The organism is Desulfomonile tiedjei (assembly GCA_016212925.1).
GTDB lineage: Bacteria > Desulfobacterota > Desulfomonilia > Desulfomonilales > Desulfomonilaceae > JACRDF01.
In genome coordinates, this window is record JACRDF010000025.1 from 339,987 (window position 1) to 357,100 (window position 17,114).

14 protein-coding genes are annotated in these 17,114 nt (G+C 54.0%); 2 read left to right on the forward strand and 12 right to left on the reverse strand.

Going from position 1 to position 17,114, the window contains the following annotated elements; genetic code table 11:
• Positions 1-137 precede the first annotated feature (137 nt).
• The 5 genes from HY913_11975 to bioF form a co-directional block, all read right to left on the reverse strand.
• Positions 138-1,319, reverse strand: a complete 1,182-nt coding sequence (locus tag HY913_11975; protein MBI4963986.1) for a VWA domain-containing protein — start codon at positions 1,317-1,319, stop codon at positions 138-140.
• Between the two features lie 37 nt (positions 1,320-1,356).
• A complete protein-coding gene (locus HY913_11980) occupies positions 1,357-2,265 on the reverse strand; it encodes a MoxR family ATPase (protein ID MBI4963987.1) in 909 nt (302 codons plus the stop codon).
• A 230-nt stretch (positions 2,266-2,495) separates the two neighbouring features.
• Positions 2,496-2,867 (reverse strand): hypothetical protein, encoded by a 372-nt coding sequence (locus HY913_11985; protein MBI4963988.1) that lies wholly within the window; start codon positions 2,865-2,867, stop codon positions 2,496-2,498.
• Entirely contained in the window at positions 2,857-3,162 is a 306-nt protein-coding gene (locus HY913_11990; protein MBI4963989.1) for a nucleotidyltransferase family protein, read from the reverse strand. Before HY913_11990 ends, HY913_11985 begins: the two co-directional genes overlap by 11 nt.
• A 95-nt stretch (positions 3,163-3,257) precedes the next feature.
• Complete coding sequence (gene bioF, locus HY913_11995) at positions 3,258-4,466, reverse strand: 8-amino-7-oxononanoate synthase (protein ID MBI4963990.1); 1,209 nt, start codon at positions 4,464-4,466, stop codon at positions 3,258-3,260.
• Positions 4,467-4,599: 133 nt separating this feature from the next.
• Between bioF and HY913_12000 the strand changes: the two genes are divergently transcribed.
• Together HY913_12000 and HY913_12005 are read left to right on the forward strand one after the other, a co-directional pair.
• Complete coding sequence (locus HY913_12000) at positions 4,600-5,445, forward strand: MBL fold metallo-hydrolase (GenBank protein ID MBI4963991.1); 846 nt, start codon at positions 4,600-4,602, stop codon at positions 5,443-5,445.
• 149 nt (positions 5,446-5,594) lie between these two features.
• Positions 5,595-6,026: a hypothetical protein gene (locus HY913_12005; GenBank protein MBI4963992.1), complete on the forward strand. Its 432-nt coding sequence runs from the start codon at positions 5,595-5,597 to the stop codon at positions 6,024-6,026.
• A 206-nt stretch (positions 6,027-6,232) separates the two neighbouring features.
• On the opposite strand, the gene HY913_12010 is transcribed toward HY913_12005, so the two are convergent.
• The 7 genes from HY913_12010 to HY913_12040 all read right to left on the reverse strand — a co-directional run bounded on the left by HY913_12010 (position 6,233) and on the right by HY913_12040 (position 16,472).
• Positions 6,233-7,240 (reverse strand): hypothetical protein, encoded by a 1,008-nt coding sequence (locus HY913_12010; protein MBI4963993.1) that lies wholly within the window; start codon positions 7,238-7,240, stop codon positions 6,233-6,235.
• A gap of 188 nt (positions 7,241-7,428) precedes the next feature.
• Positions 7,429-9,051, reverse strand: coding sequence for an FHA domain-containing protein (locus HY913_12015; protein ID MBI4963994.1), 1,623 nt, complete (start codon positions 9,049-9,051; stop codon positions 7,429-7,431).
• Positions 9,052-9,181: 130 nt separating this feature from the next.
• A complete protein-coding gene (locus HY913_12020; protein MBI4963995.1) occupies positions 9,182-9,544 on the reverse strand; it encodes a PilZ domain-containing protein in 363 nt (120 codons plus the stop codon).
• 348 nt (positions 9,545-9,892) lie between these two features.
• Positions 9,893-11,149 (reverse strand): hypothetical protein, encoded by a 1,257-nt coding sequence (locus HY913_12025; GenBank protein ID MBI4963996.1) that lies wholly within the window; start codon positions 11,147-11,149, stop codon positions 9,893-9,895.
• A 19-nt stretch (positions 11,150-11,168) separates the two neighbouring features.
• Complete coding sequence (locus tag HY913_12030; protein MBI4963997.1) at positions 11,169-11,783, reverse strand: GTPase domain-containing protein; 615 nt, start codon at positions 11,781-11,783, stop codon at positions 11,169-11,171.
• Between the two features lie 2 nt (positions 11,784-11,785).
• Positions 11,786-12,622 carry a roadblock/LC7 domain-containing protein gene (locus HY913_12035; protein MBI4963998.1) on the reverse strand — a complete coding sequence of 279 codons (837 nt, stop codon included), beginning with the start codon at positions 12,620-12,622 and terminating at the stop codon, positions 11,786-11,788.
• A gap of 1,090 nt (positions 12,623-13,712) precedes the next feature.
• Positions 13,713-16,472 carry a DUF4388 domain-containing protein gene (locus HY913_12040; protein ID MBI4963999.1) on the reverse strand — a complete coding sequence of 920 codons (2,760 nt, stop codon included), beginning with the start codon at positions 16,470-16,472 and terminating at the stop codon, positions 13,713-13,715.
• Positions 16,473-17,114 lie beyond the last annotated feature (642 nt).

Sequence of the window (17,114 nt, forward strand, 5' to 3'; positions counted from 1 at the left end):
TGCTTGTTGTTGGGCTTCCGCTCCAGCGGAAGCCCAACAACAAGCCATATAGAGTTTTTTGGGAGGGGTCCGGGGAACCCCTTTTTACACAAAAAAGGGTTCCCCGGAAACTTTTCTTCCCTTCTTCTTCTCTCCCCTCACAAAATGCCTCTGAGGGTGCCGGCGAGTCTTTCCAGGCCCGCTATGTTATGTCCCGGGATGAAAGAGTCGATATACGGCAGAGCGGCTTGCATGCCTCGGCAGGTTGGCTCGTAAGAAGGACCGCCGAGCAGCGGGTTAATCCAAAGTATTCGATACACTCGTCGATGAATACGCGCCATTTGGCTTTCCAGCAGAGCGATGTCCCCTCGGTCCCATCCATCGGAATGTATGAGCAGCACAGTGGACGACCCGAGCATCCCTCCGCCTCGAAAGGCATTGAATTCGTGCAGACAAGACCCGATGCGAGTGCCGCCGGACCAGTCTTTGACAATGTCCGAGACCTCTTGCAGCGCGGCGGCAAAAGGCAGCCGCGAAAGGAAAGGCGTGATCCGGTGCAACCGAGTCGCAAAGACAAAGGTCTCCACACGAGACGGAACCTGCTGGATTTCTTTTATGAAACGGAGCATGAATCTGAGGTATGGATTCATTGAGCCGCTCACGTCACAAAGGAAAACCAGCCTCCTGATCCGGCGCCGCGGCTTGAGGCGAGGCAATTCTACAATTTCACCGCCGTATCGCACATTCCGGCGCATCAGCTTTCTGAAATCAAGAGAAGTCCCATATGGAACAGCCCGTTTCCTGACACCAACCCGCCGGAATAGAGGCGCAAGGATCTCGCGTATGATGCGTGCCATCCTTTCGTCATACCCCGCTGGAACGTCTTTGAAGTCGTGCTCTCTGAGGATTTCACGAGGGGAATACATCACGTGGGCCTGAGCACCCCAGGCTTCCTGCTCTTGAGAGGCCGACAGCACGGCCTCCGCTGGAAATGGCCCTTCCTCGGAGGTCTCTCCGTCAGGTGGGGAATCATCACCTCCGAGTTCCGAATTCGCGAGGTCTTGTTCAGCCTTTCCCGCCATGCCTTGAATCCAGAACTCGTTGAAGAGCCGTTCAAAGGCTGCGGATTCCTCGATTCTGGTCATAAAGGTGGCTTTCAGCGCGGTTTTGAACGCCTGAAGATCTCCCGGCCCCACGCGTAAAATCCCCTCCAGAGCATCCATTACCGAAGGAGTCGACACGGCGAACCCGGCCTCTTTCAGCATTCGGCCGAAAGAAATCACAGCACCTGCCAGCGAGGATTCAGGAATGGTCTCCGATGACACGCCATTAAGTTTCATTGTGGTAATCAAGTTTGGCGGCGCTACCTTGGCAGAATCAGCACATCTTTTCCATGACGTCCATCAAAAGGGCGTCCCGGAAATCCGCGCGTTGCCAGAGGTCCTGAAAACGCACCATATCTTCTCTATATTTCAGGATGCAGCCGAGGGTATCTTCCACGGTCTTCTCATCCAGGTATTGCTTCTCCAGTGCGAGCAGTGCTGACGCCCAATCGAGGGTCTCGGCCACACCGGGCCTTTTTACAAGGTCTTCCTCCCGTAGTCGCTTCATGAACAGGGCCACCTGCCGGGCAAGATCTTCGGAAATACCCGCAATGCGAGCGGCTATGATTTCTCTTTCCTTTTCCAGGGTAGGGTAGTCTATCCAATGATACAGGCATCGGCGCTTTAGAGCGTCGTGAATGTCACGGGTCCGATTCGAGGTCAGTATGACCATTGGACGGCGCACGGCCTTGAGCGTTCCGATCTCGGGTATCGAGATCTGGAAATCGGACAGGACTTCGAGGAGCAAAGCTTCGAACTCCTCGTCAGACCGATCTATCTCGTCGATCAACAGCACCGGCTCCCTTTCACGTGCAGAAAGGATAGCTTCGAGGAGGGGCCGCTTGATGAGGAACTCCTCGGTGAAGATCGTGCGGCCGATCAATTCGCGCTCTGTTCCGCATTCTTCTCCAAGTTTGATCGCGAGTATCTGTCGAGGATAATTCCATTCGTATAGTGCGTGATTCGCGTCAAGGCCTTCGTAACACTGCAAGCGGATAAGATTCGTGTTTAACGCTTTGGCCATGACCGCAGCGGTTTCGGTCTTGCCGACACCCGGTTCCCCTTCGAGGAAGAGGGGCTTCTTCAGAGACCACGCAAGATAAAGCACCGTCGCGAGCGAGCGATCCGGGATGTACTTTTCTCTCAGCAGGCTCTTTTCAACAGATTCTATAGAATCGAACATTCAATTCTTCCAAATGTATTCTGTCTCGTTCCCAGGCCTCAGCCTGGGAATGCTTGTCGTCCGGGTTCCCTGCCCGGACAGCGTCAGAAAAAGCTGTCAACCGACCTAAATGCCCCTTGAGGTAACCATTCAGTCTTGCGGAGGTAGAAGGGATTCTGAGCCCTGAAGGGGCGTACCAATGGTAGCCACGGGTGTAACCCGTGGACCGGAAGTACTGCTACAGCCCTGAATCACCGACCCTGGAGGGGTCGACCAATCCCGAAGTCCAACTCACATTCATGGTCGACCCCTTCAGGGTCGGTGATCCAAATGATTGTGTGGACCATTGTCCACGGGCTTACGCCCGTGGCTACTGTTGGGCTGCCCCTTCGGGGCATGGGAGACGCTCCCGCACGTAAGTGAATGATTACCCCTTGAGAAAAGGTGGACTTGACACCTCTTAACTCCTGGAGGAGGCGGAGCCTCTCGGTATGCGTTCCCAGGCTGGAGCCTGGGAACGAGAGATAATCTTCGACGGTCAGGCCTTCAACGGCTCGGGCAACGCCCCGCGCATGCTGCAGCATGTCGAGAAGATACCCCGCATCATGCTCATCAGGCTGCACAGATCACCTCCGCGGTTCGAAGGATTTCCTTGCGGCGGATAGGATTCTTGAGCCCTTTCTTGGCGACCAAGTCCACATTTCGTCCGAAGATGTCTTTCAGCTCGTCGATCATATCCAACCAGTCGTAGAGCGTAAGGCCGTGCCCGGGCTGCAACTCCACCAGAACATCCACGTCGCTGTCGGGACGAAAGTCCCCGCGAAGGACAGACCCGAACAACGATAACTCCTTGACCCTCCACTTTTTGCAGAAGGCCTCTATACGGTCCTTGGGGATATAGACTTGGGGCTTGGTCATTTGGCTGCACTCCCGAATTCAGACCGCACAGGGCCGGGTATTTGTCAAGGAAGCAATCCCTATGGGGATTTTTGACCCTCGTCGACTTCCCGCGGTCAACGACTCTTTACCGATGCGACCCTAGCGTCTTGCTCTTCGTTCACGGCACTCATCGACGCGGCCATCACGGCTACCGCTTTGTTAAGGTCCTGAGCGGTATGCTCGCTCATGAGAGTGAATCTGAGCCGAGCAGCGCCTTCTGGCACCGTGGGATACCGAATTCCATGAGCGAAGATGCCGACTGACAAACAGGCCGCGCTAACTTCCATGGTGCGCCGAGAATCGCCGATTACTATTGGTACGATATGGCTCGCCTCGGCGGAAAATCCCAGTTCGCGTTCCAGCAGGCCCTGAAACAGAATCGTGTTCTCTTTCAGGCTTTTTCTTCTCCGGTTTCCTTCTTGCGAGGCCACTATCTTCAGAGCGGCAAGCGAAGCCCCAATGACGCCCGGAGGCCCAGCAGTGGTATATATGAGGGATCGAGCCCTGTTTATTACAAGGTCCACCAGGCCGCGGCTCCCCGCGACGTACGCTCCTGCCGAGCCCACAGCCTTGCCCAATGTCCCCATTTGTATCTCGGGGACCACGCCGACCTCAGCGGCCAATCCTTTTCCCTGAGGCCCCAGGACACCGGTGGCATGGGCCTCATCAACCATGAGGACAGCCCCCCAACGCTTGCACAGATCGTCAATTTGTCGGAGCGGGGCTCGGTCGCCGTCCATGGAAAATACGGATTCAGTCACAACCAGCTTACGTCGAAAACCATTCAGCTTGAGGAATTGCTCGACCCGGTCAACGTCAAGATGAGGATAGATCATGACTTTGGCTCGAGAGAGCCGGCAGCCGTCTATGATGCTCGCATGGTTGTACTGATCCGAAATGATCAGGTCCTCCTTATCCGCTAAGGCAGAGAGGATTCCCACATTTGCCTGGTAACCGCTCCCGAAAACCACAGCTGCTTCGGTTCCTTTCCAAGCAGCGATAAAGGTCTCGAGTTCCAGGTGCAGTTCGGTGTTGCCCGCTATCAACCGCGACGCGGTTGCCCCCGCTCCATAGTGTTCGACCGACGCCTTCGCGGCCCGAACCACCTCCGGGTGGCCGGCAAGTCCCAGATAGTTGTTGCCTGAGAAATTCACGACATCTTTGCCATTGACCGTTATAACGCGACCCGGCAATCCCGCGACTGAAGGCATGGTTCGGTAAAGGCCCTGAAATCTTAGTTTCTCGATTTCCGGGCCCCAATGATTTTTCGCCGTCTTGTTCATCTCCATCGCTTCTCCCAGTCTGACTAAGGCCCTAGCAGGAGAGCCCTGAATACAATTTTTGATGACGCATACGGAGTTACCTGCTAGATAAACATAACCTGATGATGACTGGGGACTGTTCCAAGAGAATACCATGAAAATTACTTTTTGGGGCACAAGAGGTTCAATTGCCGCTCCGGGTCGAGACACGGTGATATATGGCGGCAACACCACATGTATTGAGATTGCACTTTCTTCCGGGCGAACGGTAGTAATTGATGCGGGGACAGGCATCAGGAGCCTCGGAGATTCCTTGTTGCAGCGTGACAATCCCGTGAACATGCACCTGTTGATAACTCACATTCACTGGGATCATGTCATGGGCTTTCCCTTTTTTGGGCCCCTTTTCCGAGAAAACAGCCACATAGTGGTGGATGGGTTCGGCAGAGGCATGGAGGGTCTTAAACGAGTCTTCAGCTCCAATTATGTCGACGGAACATGGCCCGTCAGATTTGAAGATCTCAGAGCGCGAATAGAACATACCCAACAGTTTCGGCGGGATCATTTCGAACTTGACGACACTCTTATCCGCTCGCACAAGTTGCAGCATCCGCAGGGAGGCATGGGCTTCAGCTTCAAGGAACAGACCGGCATGTTTATCTTTCTCACGGACAACGAGCTGCTGGAGCACGCGTGGGCTGGAACGGGCTTCAAGGACTTCGTAGTGTTTTGCAGCGAAGCGGATGTCCTGGTCCATGATTGCCAGTATGTCCCCGAGGAGATGAAAATCAAGACGGGTTGGGGCCATTCGGACGTAGCCTCGGTCGCGCGGCTGGCATTGGAGGCCGGGGTGAAGAAGCTGCTTCTTTTCCACCACGATCCCTGGCGGACCGATGAGGCGGTATCCGCAATGGTAGCACGTTGCCGCGAAATCCTGCGCCGGGCCGGTTCAAATTGCGTGGTCGAAGCCGCTCGGGAAGGCACATCCTTTTCCGTCTGATCTTAATAATACCGTGAGGGGCCAACCGGTCCGGAAGAAACCTTATGTTGACACAAAGCGGCTCCTGTGGCCATTAATGAATGAACTTCTTGATTTTTATTAGAATTTCGGTATAATCTGCCTACCCCATTATAACCAGGAGAAAAGAGATGCGATCTTTTCTAATCGCTGCGGCGGTGTGTATCGTTCTGGCGGCAAGCTTCCCGGGAAAATCGGATGCTGTAGGCTTATACGCCGTAGGCAAGGAGGGATGCAAATGCTCGCCCCTGGTGGCACGCGGAATCATACCTGATCCCCTCAACCAGCTAAGCGAGGCCTTCGCTTTCTCCCAGATCGCCGTGGCCCTTGATAGGGTTGCGGTCGGCATCAAGGGCATGGCCGATCAGCTCGAAGCCCCGGCCGTGGCGGCCCTTCCGGACTCTCCCACACCCGAGGAAGATGTTCCCGCTCTGAAGGAGAAAGAGGAAAAAGAAGCAAAGCCGGCCGCTGTGAAAAAGAAGACCACGAAGACGGCCAAGGCAAAGGCAAAGAAAAAGGTATACAAAAAGAAACGTGTACCGGTGCCTACCCGCGCTTTGTAGCGTCGGGTTTGGTTGCGCTCACTTTTGATACGAATGCGCGATCAGACGGGTAATATTCTTGAAGGCCGGCAGGGAAGCCCGCCACCACCCTATCATGGTAGCGGCCGGCGTCCCTGCCGGCCTTCCTTACTTCTATGAAATCGAATTGATATGATTGGGATTTGGGTTACAGAATAGGCCGTTCTTGACGCGGGCACGGCCTGCCCTTAACTATGATCTACAGGAGCGGTTCCCGGTTCGGAATCCCGGGCGGATTCCCCGGTGGTTGTAGGGTGCCCGGCCACTTTCCGCGAGTGCCTGCGGGAAGGCTTTCGCCTCCATTTCCGCTGTAGCCAGAATCCTTGTTTCGGGTCTATCCTCAACCACTTCTCGAACTGATCGTGAAACTGCTGGCTGACGGTGGTCAAGTCTGTTAAGGGATCGCCCGTAAGCTGAAACCGTATCTGATCGCCGAAGATGCTCCGATATTTCCCGTCCCCGATACGGTAAGTGCATAGCGGCAATATCCAGGCCTCTCCCTGGATAGCCATTCGCGCAAAGACCTCGTTTGCCGGGGCCTTGGTCCCGAAGAAATCCACGAACACGCCCCTTTCCGCGTCTCCCCTCTGATCTGCAAGGCAGGCCAACATTTGGCCCTCGCGCGTCAATCGGATCAGCTCCTTTATCGATCCCTTGTGAGGAAAGGTCGTCACTCCAGACTCTTCTCCGCCTCGACTAAAAAAATACCTGGACAGGAATGGGTTCTTCATGCCGGTCGCGATCAGGTTCAGCCGGATACCGAGAAATTTGATGGTCGCGGCGCTGACCTCGAAACAGCCGAAATGGGAGTTTAATAGACAAATACCGTGGTTTCCCGGCATCATGGCGAGATTATACGGCAGGCGACCTTCGAAGATGATTCTTTGAGCCATGTCTTCCTGTGTCCATCGTCTCAACAGAAAGAACTCCACAGCCACTTGCCCGACGTGTTCAAAGCTCTGCCGCGCGGTGGACAAAATCCAAGCCGGTGACCTTTCCTTGCCGAAAGCGATGGTAAGGTTCTCAATCGCGGCCTCCCTGCGATCAGGAACAAGCACGTATATCAATCTGCCGACGAACCGTCCTGTTGCAAAAGCCCACTTCTCAGGTATGAGATTGAGGACCTCCTCCAGGAGGCGTACCACCAGAAAGACGAGATAATCCAGAATAAGCCTGAAGGTCAGTCGGCGTTCCATAATTGGGTGCCCCGCTCAAAGTTTCGGCACAATACCACAGGTGGGGATGTCTTCAAAGGAGATGATGATATTACAGCGAGTATTTCCGAGGATCGGCAGGCGCATATTTGGTGCCGAAACATTGAAGGATCGGCGTCGCGGAGGGAAAGTGAACGCTGGCAAACAATCGTGAGCCGTTCCGGATTCGTTCACAGAAAGCCCTTCACCTCAAAAAGCCTCAACTTGCCCTTCAGTCCCTTCAGGGCTCTGGTCCCAACCTTTTCCAAGACAAAGAGGTTCTTGTCTTTAATTTGGTCATAGGTCTCTTGACCGACGAGGATCTGGTCAGGTTCCGCGGACTGCGAAATCCTGGAAGCCACATTAACAGCGTGGCCCAGGACGGTGTAATCCATCCTTTCGTCCGAGCCGAAGTTGCCGACAATTGCCGGACCTGTATTGATGCCGTAGCGCACCCGAAATCGCAGATCAAAAGGCAGGCTCGAGACATCCTCCGAAAGGACCTCTCGGATCCGCAGAGCCGACCGTATCGCACGTACCGGAGCGTCTTCTTGCTGCAAGGGTGCGCCGAAAATGGCCATTGCCGCATCTCCTATGAATTTGTCCAGCGTGCCCTGCTCATGAAAGACCGCGCGATTCACCGTGGTGCAAAAGAGGTTGAGCACCTCCTGAAGCTGGCGAGGTGTGCTGGTCTCGCACAACGTAGTAAACCCCACAATGTCGCAAAAAAAGATGCTGGCAACTGTTTCTTTGACTTCCAGATCGGCCATGCCCTCTACAATCAGATCCACCACCCGTGACGAATGGAAGCGTCTCAGGTTCTCGCGGATTACCGCGCTCTTGACAGCTTCTTCTCGCAGCCTTTCAGTAAGTTTCCACCGCTGTATGGCAAGGGCCGCCTGATGGCCGATGGCCGTCAGCAGGTCCAGGTCCTCGGGATTGAAGCCCCCGATGATGTCCAATCGATCCACATAAAGTACACCCAGGATCACGCGGTCTTCCCAGATCGGTGCCGCCATTACCGACCGGATGCCGTCAATGACCACGCTGTCTCCCATCTCGAAACGCGGGTCTTCCAACGCGTTGTCGGTCAATACCGAAACACGATCGCCAAGTATTCGGTTGATTATGGTCGTGCTGACCGGCCGGACGATTCCTTCCCCATCTGCGGTTCGCTGCTTTCTGGGAACGGGTATGGGGTCTTTTTCTTTGAGAAGGATCGTTGCCTGGGATGGAGAAAAGATCTCGAAGATCTGATCCATGATGTAGTCGAGGATTTCTTCGAGGTCCTTGGTAGCTACCAGTTGCTCGGTAATACTGTATAGAGTGAGCAGGTTCCTATTTAAGCGCTCGCGGCGAACCTTCGTGGGGACCGGTGTCGGCTCGCTTGAAGTCTCAGACAGGTAATTGCTGATCATGCCGAGAGGCTTCATCACATTTTCGGTCTCATGCTTGTGAACGAAGGTCTCCTGCTGGAGCTGCGTCATGTCGAGAGTTTGGCTTTGCAAGGGAATGTTCGCAGAGGCTTCCGGTTGGAAAATAAGCCGAAACGGTCCGATCTGTAGGACATCTCCCTCCTTGATGCCGCGTCGGTTCTTGATTCTACGACCGTTCACCCAGGTGCCGTTAAGGCTGTCCAAATCCTTCACTACGACCCTTTGCCCCTCCTGCAATATCAGGCAGTGGTTCCGCGAAACCATGTTGTCCATCAGGCAAAGGTCACATTTTTCCTGACGCCCCACCACTGTCCGGTGAGCTGTAAAGGACTGCTCTACCTCTTGACCGTCAGGTCGAACGATTGTGAGCTGGAACATCTTTATTCCCGAACCGACCCCTCTGTGCCCTGTAACAAGGCCTATGATACGGATTTGCTTTCAAACAGAGAAGGTTTTTTTGAGCTACGAATCTCTTCTTACCGTGATGAGTTCCAAATCTTCGGCATGGTCAACCCAGAGTGATGAAATCTATCAGCTTGGTCAGGCTCTCCCTCGATTCAGCACTGATATTGACTATCTCGAACCCCGAAACGTAATACCCCTGGGGATTTTCCCTTCTGCTCCACCTGCAGACCGCATCAAACTCCAAGGGAGCGCTCTTGATGTAATCCGACGCCTGAATTATTAAAGTCCGGGTGGTGTTGGCCTCCACTTGGACCCCGAACAACTGTACCCCACTATCAGTGATATCCTGAACAAGCCCGAGAAATCTCCTTGACTGCCCATCGTAAGCGGGGATCTTGAACAACATATATTTTCTGGTGGCTCTCCTGCGATTGTCGGCCGATCCCGTGGGATTCTCCACGCTCATCATTTGCTCCTGAGACATTTTCATCCGTGTACGAAAAGTAAGCGTCCCTTCCCTACACGGGCCGTTATAATCTTAACCTCTTCCGACGCCATTCGTCCAGCATTTCAAGTCTGTACCGTGAACTTAAGTTGCCGAGCGGAAAAACACAAAATATTTTTGTGCAGGATTTCTCCTCTCATTCCAAAATGGCTCTTCGTCCCCCCCTGACAAAGAGGGTAGGGCACCAGCTTCCTCGCACCCTTTTTCTAATTAGAGGGGTACAGGGGAATTTTTTCTGATCTTGCCCCCCTAACTAGATTGTTACACTTATTCGAGTATGTTGGCCACGTGCGGTATCGGCCCTGGCCGTCAGGCTGATGGAACCGAACTTTTGGCTTTTTTCTCCACCTTCTGCCTGTGTGTTTTTTCGAGGATGCGGTCAAATGATCGGGTGACAAGAAATCTGAACGACCTGATAAGGTTCTCGGGATCTCTTACACGTTTCAGTCCGTTTGCCAGCGAATGGCTGGCTTTGATCAGAGTCGACGCGTGAGCGTCTACCAGGTTGGCAAAGGATTCCGGGTCCTTGATCTCCAGTTCGCTTAGGATAGCCGGCCTTCGATCAAGCAATCCTTCCGCTTTTCGCACGGCGGATTTGTAGCGTTCGTACCGGGTCAGTATTTGATGAAAAGCACGCAACGGATCTTCGCCCGGCGAGACCAGAATTCTCTCCAGAAACTCGGTAACTTCCAGGAGAAACCGGATTGATTCCGGGTGGGCTCGCGCCATCCGCTTCACCACGTAATCCAGGACCACCCGCATGGACATTGCGGCAAAATCGACCGTGACATTCTCTTGGAACCGCGTTCTCACCCTATGAAGCTCGTTGGCCAATACCGTGACTGAGCGCCTGGAGACCTCCCATTCGAGTGTGAGGATGGCCTCTTGAAGTTTTCTGAGGGCCAGGGCGTCGTCCTTGGAAAGTTCCTTCGCAGGCGCGGGAACGGGTCTTTTTTCAGGCTTGGCCTCTGCTGCCTCCGCTGCCTCCTCCGCCTTGGCCGTCTCATCATACATGGTGTGCATGTGGCGGCCGATTTCCATAGCCATGACGTCATCGTAGGTCAGATCGGCCTGCCGCGTGCTTCTCATTTTCTCCCGAGGCATCTCTGACAATGCCTTCCCCGCGAAATCAACGCGGTCGGAATACGATTGTTCCGGCCCGGGATAGTAGTCCAACTGGTCTTCGTTCGGGGAATCCGACATCCTGAGTTGAGCCGTCTCGGGTGGCGGAGTCTCCGGCTCCTCCACAAATAAGGTGTCCACAGCCAGGTCAATGGCCTGGTCTATTTCGGGATCTCCCGATGTGACGGTCGTCGGTTGGCTCAGATGCTTAACGGGAGTTGGTTCAAAGGAAGTCATGAAAAGCGAGTCCACTGCCTCATCCAGAGAAACACTGGCAGCGGCTTTTGGGGCGGCACTATCTATGGCACTTCGATCCGACGAGTCATCACGGGTTTGAGCGAATCCGGACGGACCTCCCTCATTCGAGGGGGCTTCCACAAAGTAGGTGTCCACCGCTTCTTCAATTAGTGTATCCAGCTCGTCAATCTCGTCTCTCTTGGCCATCAATTCACCCGCATGGATTTTAGGTTCTGAGTTTATGATGGACGGACTTAATTGTTATCTTGCTTACCTCACGCAATGTATCAAAAACGCCAGGGCCCTGAAGCGCGCTGGCCATTACAGTGGGGGCAGGGGTCTTGAGCAGTGCGTTCAAGTCGCGGTTGAGGACCGACTCCTCGAGGACCGGAATAACACTGCCTTCCAGGTCACGCTTGTTGAACTGGAGGACAAGGGGCAGTTCGTCAAGATCCAAGTTGTCGTCAGCGAGATTCTCGCGGAGATTCTGCAAGCTCTCTACGTTGGCCTGCTGCTGAACTTCCATGGAGTCAGCGACAAAAACAACCCCGTCAACCCCTTTTAAGACCATTTTGCGGCTCTCGTTGTACAAAACCTGGCCGGGGACCGTATAGAGTTGAACCCTGATACTAAACCCTCGTATCTTTCCGAGCGACAGGGGTAGAAAATCAAAGAAAAGTGTTTTGTCACCTCTGGTGTCTATGGAGATCATTTTCCCCATGAACTGAGCGTTCATCTTTTGATTGACGTACAGCAAATTGGTGGTCTTGCCGCACCGACCCGGTCCGTAGTAAACGATTTTAACCTGTATTTCCTTTGCGCTTTTGTTTATGAATGCCATCTTCAGCCCTCCCTTTTGGGGAGCTTCTTTGCAAGGACTGTGACTACCTCTGCAATTTTGAGCCTCACCAATCCTAGCGAAAGAGCGTTATTGAAGATGGTGACAATTATGTATTCATCACCGACTCGGCTGAAATGGAACGATTCACTATGCCCTTTATAAAACAGTAGGACAAAGTCCCTCTCTCCGATCAGCCGGGCAATCTGTTCGGTTGCCGCGAAGTTGGCCGCGGCCACCGCGGCCAAGGACACAGCGTCCAGTTCGATCTTATTCCCCATGTTGACGATCAGAGACCCCGCGTTGTCAATAACCAGTATTGATGAGATTCCTTCTGTCATGACCTCGCTGCTGAGGTAATTCCTTACGTCGTTCAACACGTCAATACTGACAACAATGTCTGCGCTGCGGCCGGCCTTGATTCTTTCCACTTTGTCCAGTTCCTGGTCCAACAGGTCCTTGCCAAGGAACCGCTCAACCACGGACGGAGTGCGCTGCCCCGCGACCTCTTCCAGTTTGGCGAGGCAGGAGGTAAAGGACTGGACTAGACTCTCTTGCAGCGTCTCGCCGGAGGTCAGAGCTGAGAGCATCTGCGAGTGGGGGTCCAGTCTCCCCTTCAGTTCTTTGTTACCCAGATGTTCCGCCGCAGAGTTAAGAATCTCCAAGAGTTTCTGCAACTTGTGGAGCGATTCCGGAGATTTGCCCGGGCTGACTTGGAGATCCTGGATCACCTGGCGACCGGTGTCTATGTAGGCCCACAGGAGCGCCGGGAGCTTGCCGAAGATCTCCACTTTTTCCGCCCCCTGAAAGATGTCCTCAATACCGAGATCTTGTGCCGTCATTTCCGTTTAGTCCTTTGATATTACTGAACCAGACGCGCGGATGATACCAATGTTCGTTCAAACGTGTAAAACGCGAGGAGCCCACGTGCCGCCAGGTTTGGGAAAAGGCCTTCCCTGTGAGTCATATGTTTGAAAACATATTCGTATGAGTCCGTCCATCTCCGGCCGGCTCTGCTATTGCTCCCAGCACCGAACTCCCAAAAGGGTCCTGGAAAACCTCCATCGGTCTTCCCCTGAGCGAAGCCTTTCGTTAACTAGTCTTCGCTCTCTGTTGCATCCCGAACTTTAGCACATAGCTCGGTTTTTTTGGAGGCTTATCTCAAAAAACCTCTTTCTGCAAAGAGAACTTTTCGCAGAGGAGTGTTTTTCTTGTGTCTCTGTTGCTCTTCGGCTCTTTAAAAACGAGAAAGAACTCGAATGATGCGGTTCTCCAGCGAACCGCGGAATCACCACGTCCTACGCACTGAATGACCGGCAGGATGCCGGTCCTACCGAAAACGAGATTGCTTCGGCCGGGTGGCCCGGACGTCACACGTCCAGGTCGCGAAGCGACAAGAGTTGTATTTTTTTGCGCACCTTTCCAGTGCCGGAGTTCATCTGGTTCCCAGGCTCTGCCTGGGAACGAGAACCAAATTCCTATGAAAGGCCCATAGCTGAAAGGAGACATGGGTTCGTTGTTTCATGGTGCCACGGATGTGCGCAGCTCATCCGTGCACGGACACGGACGAGCCTAGCTGCACCTCCGTGGCACCAATACGGAACGAAGGCATTTTCATCCTTCATTGTGGCGCTTCCCGTCATGAAAGTTGGTAGGATACGGATTCGCTTTCAAACGGTGAAGATTGTTTGATCCAAAATCAGCACTGACCTGGTTCCCGGGTCAGTGGCACCCAACAGCCAATCAGCATCGGCCTTCGGGTGCCACGGACCTGAGGTCACTCAGGTCCGTGCGGGATCTACCTGATCCTTCAGTGCTTGAACGCGACCTGGTATGAGAGACATTCAGGTGGAGACCCTGTACGACCTCATCTACATTGTGGGCTCTTTCGTGCAATCCCGAAGGACTGGCTTCAAGCAACCACGCGCGGAATCAAACACGACTCTTTTTCGTCTCAGCGATACGCCGGGCCTGGGTGGCCACAACCGACGATACGTTCTTGCTCCTCGCCAGTCTTCGCAGGTCCATCTCGCGCAAGTGGTTCAGGAATTTCATAGCTATGGGGATGGGTGTCTTCGAATTGGCGCACAGGTTGTGCTTTACCGTATAAGACTTGGTCCAGTCATTGTTGGAAGCTATGTGACGGAGCACTTCTTCGGACACGTTGCGGGACTTGCTGATGGCTTCTATTTCCGATTCCTGTATCTTAGGCGACTTGACAACAGCCACCGCCACCAATTTATTGGAGTCTCGCACCAGTATATCGCGTGCCTCTTTGGTCCCCATCATGGCGCACTTAATCTTCTCCGTCACCCCCATCTGAAGGATCCTGTGGTACAGGCTTTCAAACTCGCTTTCAGCCAATTCCCATTCGGGCAATTCCCCAGGCCTGGTCATGTACTTCATCTCGTCGGGGATCAGCCTCATCGCGTCAGCAAAGAAATCGTTGGCAGGCTTGTCAACCGTTACAGTCAAGTCATCAGCGGCCTTCCGCGCAACGAAACGGGTCCCGTTCCACGACATCATGGCCGCCATGGCTTGTAGAGGACTATCCTTTCCCTCCACACGTACGTGAAGGATATGGCTGCGGTCCCTGACTATTTCCCCCAGTCCCTCCTCTGCGATCACAGTGATGGCTATTGGCACGGAGGTGCCTTCCAGAGACGAAAGGACTTCAAACACGTCCATGACGACAAGGCTTCCGGAGATCAATCGCAAGCCCTCGTGCTCGCCGGAACTTGGTCCCAACGACGGCCGGGTGAGAATTTCTTCGACTGCTGCATTGTCGAGGTTTTCGACATGGAAGTTGGTTCGGAGCGTATATCGAAAGCGGTGATCCGCGTGCCGCAGGATGTCCTCCAGAGCAGGCATGCCCTCCAGGTCGCCGCAAAGGGCCCCTATCACCTTGCCTCGCCTCAAGAAGATTCGCCCCACCTGGCCCGGTCTCTCCACAACAATCGTGCCTGAACGGTTACCCTGGCGAGCTGCACGGAACAATCCGCCGAGCCCGACCATATTGAGAGGCCCTTCGACTTTGAGGTCAAACTGCCCTTGCAACAAGGATTCTTCGAAAGCATCAATGTGGGTTTGCAGCTCCTCATTATTCGGGGCCATCTGCTTGATTTTGGCCGCTACGGAAGGGCTTCTTTCCAGAAGCTTCTTATTTTCGGATATGGTTCTGAATACTTGCGGGTCCGACCAATTCTCCAGTATGTGCAGGGCGGTTTCTTCCAAAATGTTGTCTGAAGATGCGGCGACACTAATTAAAGCAGGGTCTTTTATCGTTTCTCTTACAAGGAAATCCACGACCGAAGGGTGAAGGTCGGCTTCAAGACCCTTGCGGTAAGTGGGCATGTCCAGTTCATCCAGAGTCTTCTTCGCCTGTTCTCTGATTTCCACCGATTCATCGTGTGACAGATAGCTCAGCAACACGAGCTTCTCGTTGGTGGACAGCGGTACCACTCCTCGGGCGGCCTTCATCCGAATTTCATGATCCGTGGCGGGATTGAGGTATTTATGGACGGTCTTTGAAATCTTTACCCTTATGGCCTTGCGCACCAGCGGGTTGCTGTCCGTTTCCAAGACCTCGCGGGCCCGCTGATCGTCACTGAATACAAGGCGGACTTTTTCGAGCACGGGAAGAGTTACGACGTCTCTTCCCTCGAAAAGCTCATTTATCAAAGCCAGTTCAGATGCGATTCTCTCGGTGACCGTGACGCCCTCGTCGAGTAGTCGCATGGCTTCGATTATGAGATTCTGCATCCCGACGTGAATTACGTCCGGGACTTCATCTTCTCCCCGGCTTATGGCAAATTGAGCGCTGGGCCACGCCAACAGATAGCAGGCCGCATCCAGGCCGGTCATTTCCCCCAGGGTGGCGTTGGCTACGCGGCCGCTCTTGAAGAACAAACTCCCTTCAACCCCTTCACGCGTCATCCGGCAGACAGCTTGCTTCGAATTCATCTCGAAGATTTCGGCAATCTCGAAGATATTCATGACACCCAGGTTTCCCTGAATTCGCCACGTCCTGCTGATATCGCTATCAAAGGGGTCATGGTCCGGCATGCGATCGAGCGCGTCCATGACCAGATTCAGCGTACTCGCCTTTATCCTGTTTCGAAATTCGCCCGGTTCGGCAAGCTGGTATTCGAACGAGGCGCCGCTCCATCCAAACGCGGTGAAGAAAGCTTCCATGCCGTCGGAGTCGTCGGTTACCGCGCCGACCACTCTTCCGCGCTCGGTATAAATTGTGGCTGTCTCGCCTTCGTTATTCAGAGCTATGCGAGATGTGCGATTGTTGTGATCAATGGATTGGAGTATTTCTCCCAAACCAAAAAGTCCGATATTGCCGCTGACCGCTTCGGACTGCGGTTCGAGGTCCGGAGCCGCCTCCCCCCCACCGATCCTGTCAATCACCTTCATCACGATTTCGTATATCGGTTCGGGCAATTCGGGTTTATCGGGCCGGTTGAACCAGTTACGGGCAGCGGGAATCAAGTTCTTCCTGGCTTGTGATGAGATCTCGGGGTCCGGATCGCGGCCGAGATAGCAGAGTATTATTAGCGTGTCGCGCAGTGTGAACTCGGCCTGCATGGCCGCGGCCTGCATTTTCTTCTCTTTGGTGGCTTTGGCTCCTATGAATTTCGTGAGCCGGGAACTTACAGCCACAATCCTTTTGTCGGCATCTGCCATTGGGAAAATTCCCACACCTGAGGATTCGTTCGATGCTGCTATGACACGCTTAGATGCTAGAGTTATGCAGCTAATTTGTCAAGATTGCAGAACATCTCCTAAGTGCGGATTTAGTTCAACTCAGAATCCCACGTGCTGGGCACGTGGTCAGAGTTCGTTGGCTCAGCCGGAAAAATCCCCGATGTATCCGAGCAGGCTCGGAGTCACAGGACGTCGCCCCGGCGAAGCCCATATGCGCTAACTTTATTTCTGAATCCCGTCCGTCCCGGAGGGACGGAACGAAAGTAGCCCGGCGATTCATCGCCGGGAAAGCGGACCAAAAGGACCTCTCGTCCCGGAGGGACGACTGATTGCCAAAGTTCTGCGAGTATCCGTTCAGCCGTCCCTCCGGGACTGAAAAATCTCTTTTGGACCGCCCGTTTACCGGCGATAAATCGCCGGCCTACTATCAGGTGTTCCTCCGGAACACCGATGAAGATGACCCCAAAGTTAACGCCTATGGGCGAAAGCCGGGGTCCAGGATTCGATGAAAATACTGGATTCCTGCTTCCGCAGGAATGACGGTAAAAGGCGTCGCACTAGAGGCAGGCTGCCTCAATCAACGTCAGTGGCCCCCTATGGGGGCCGACCGCAAGGCCACGT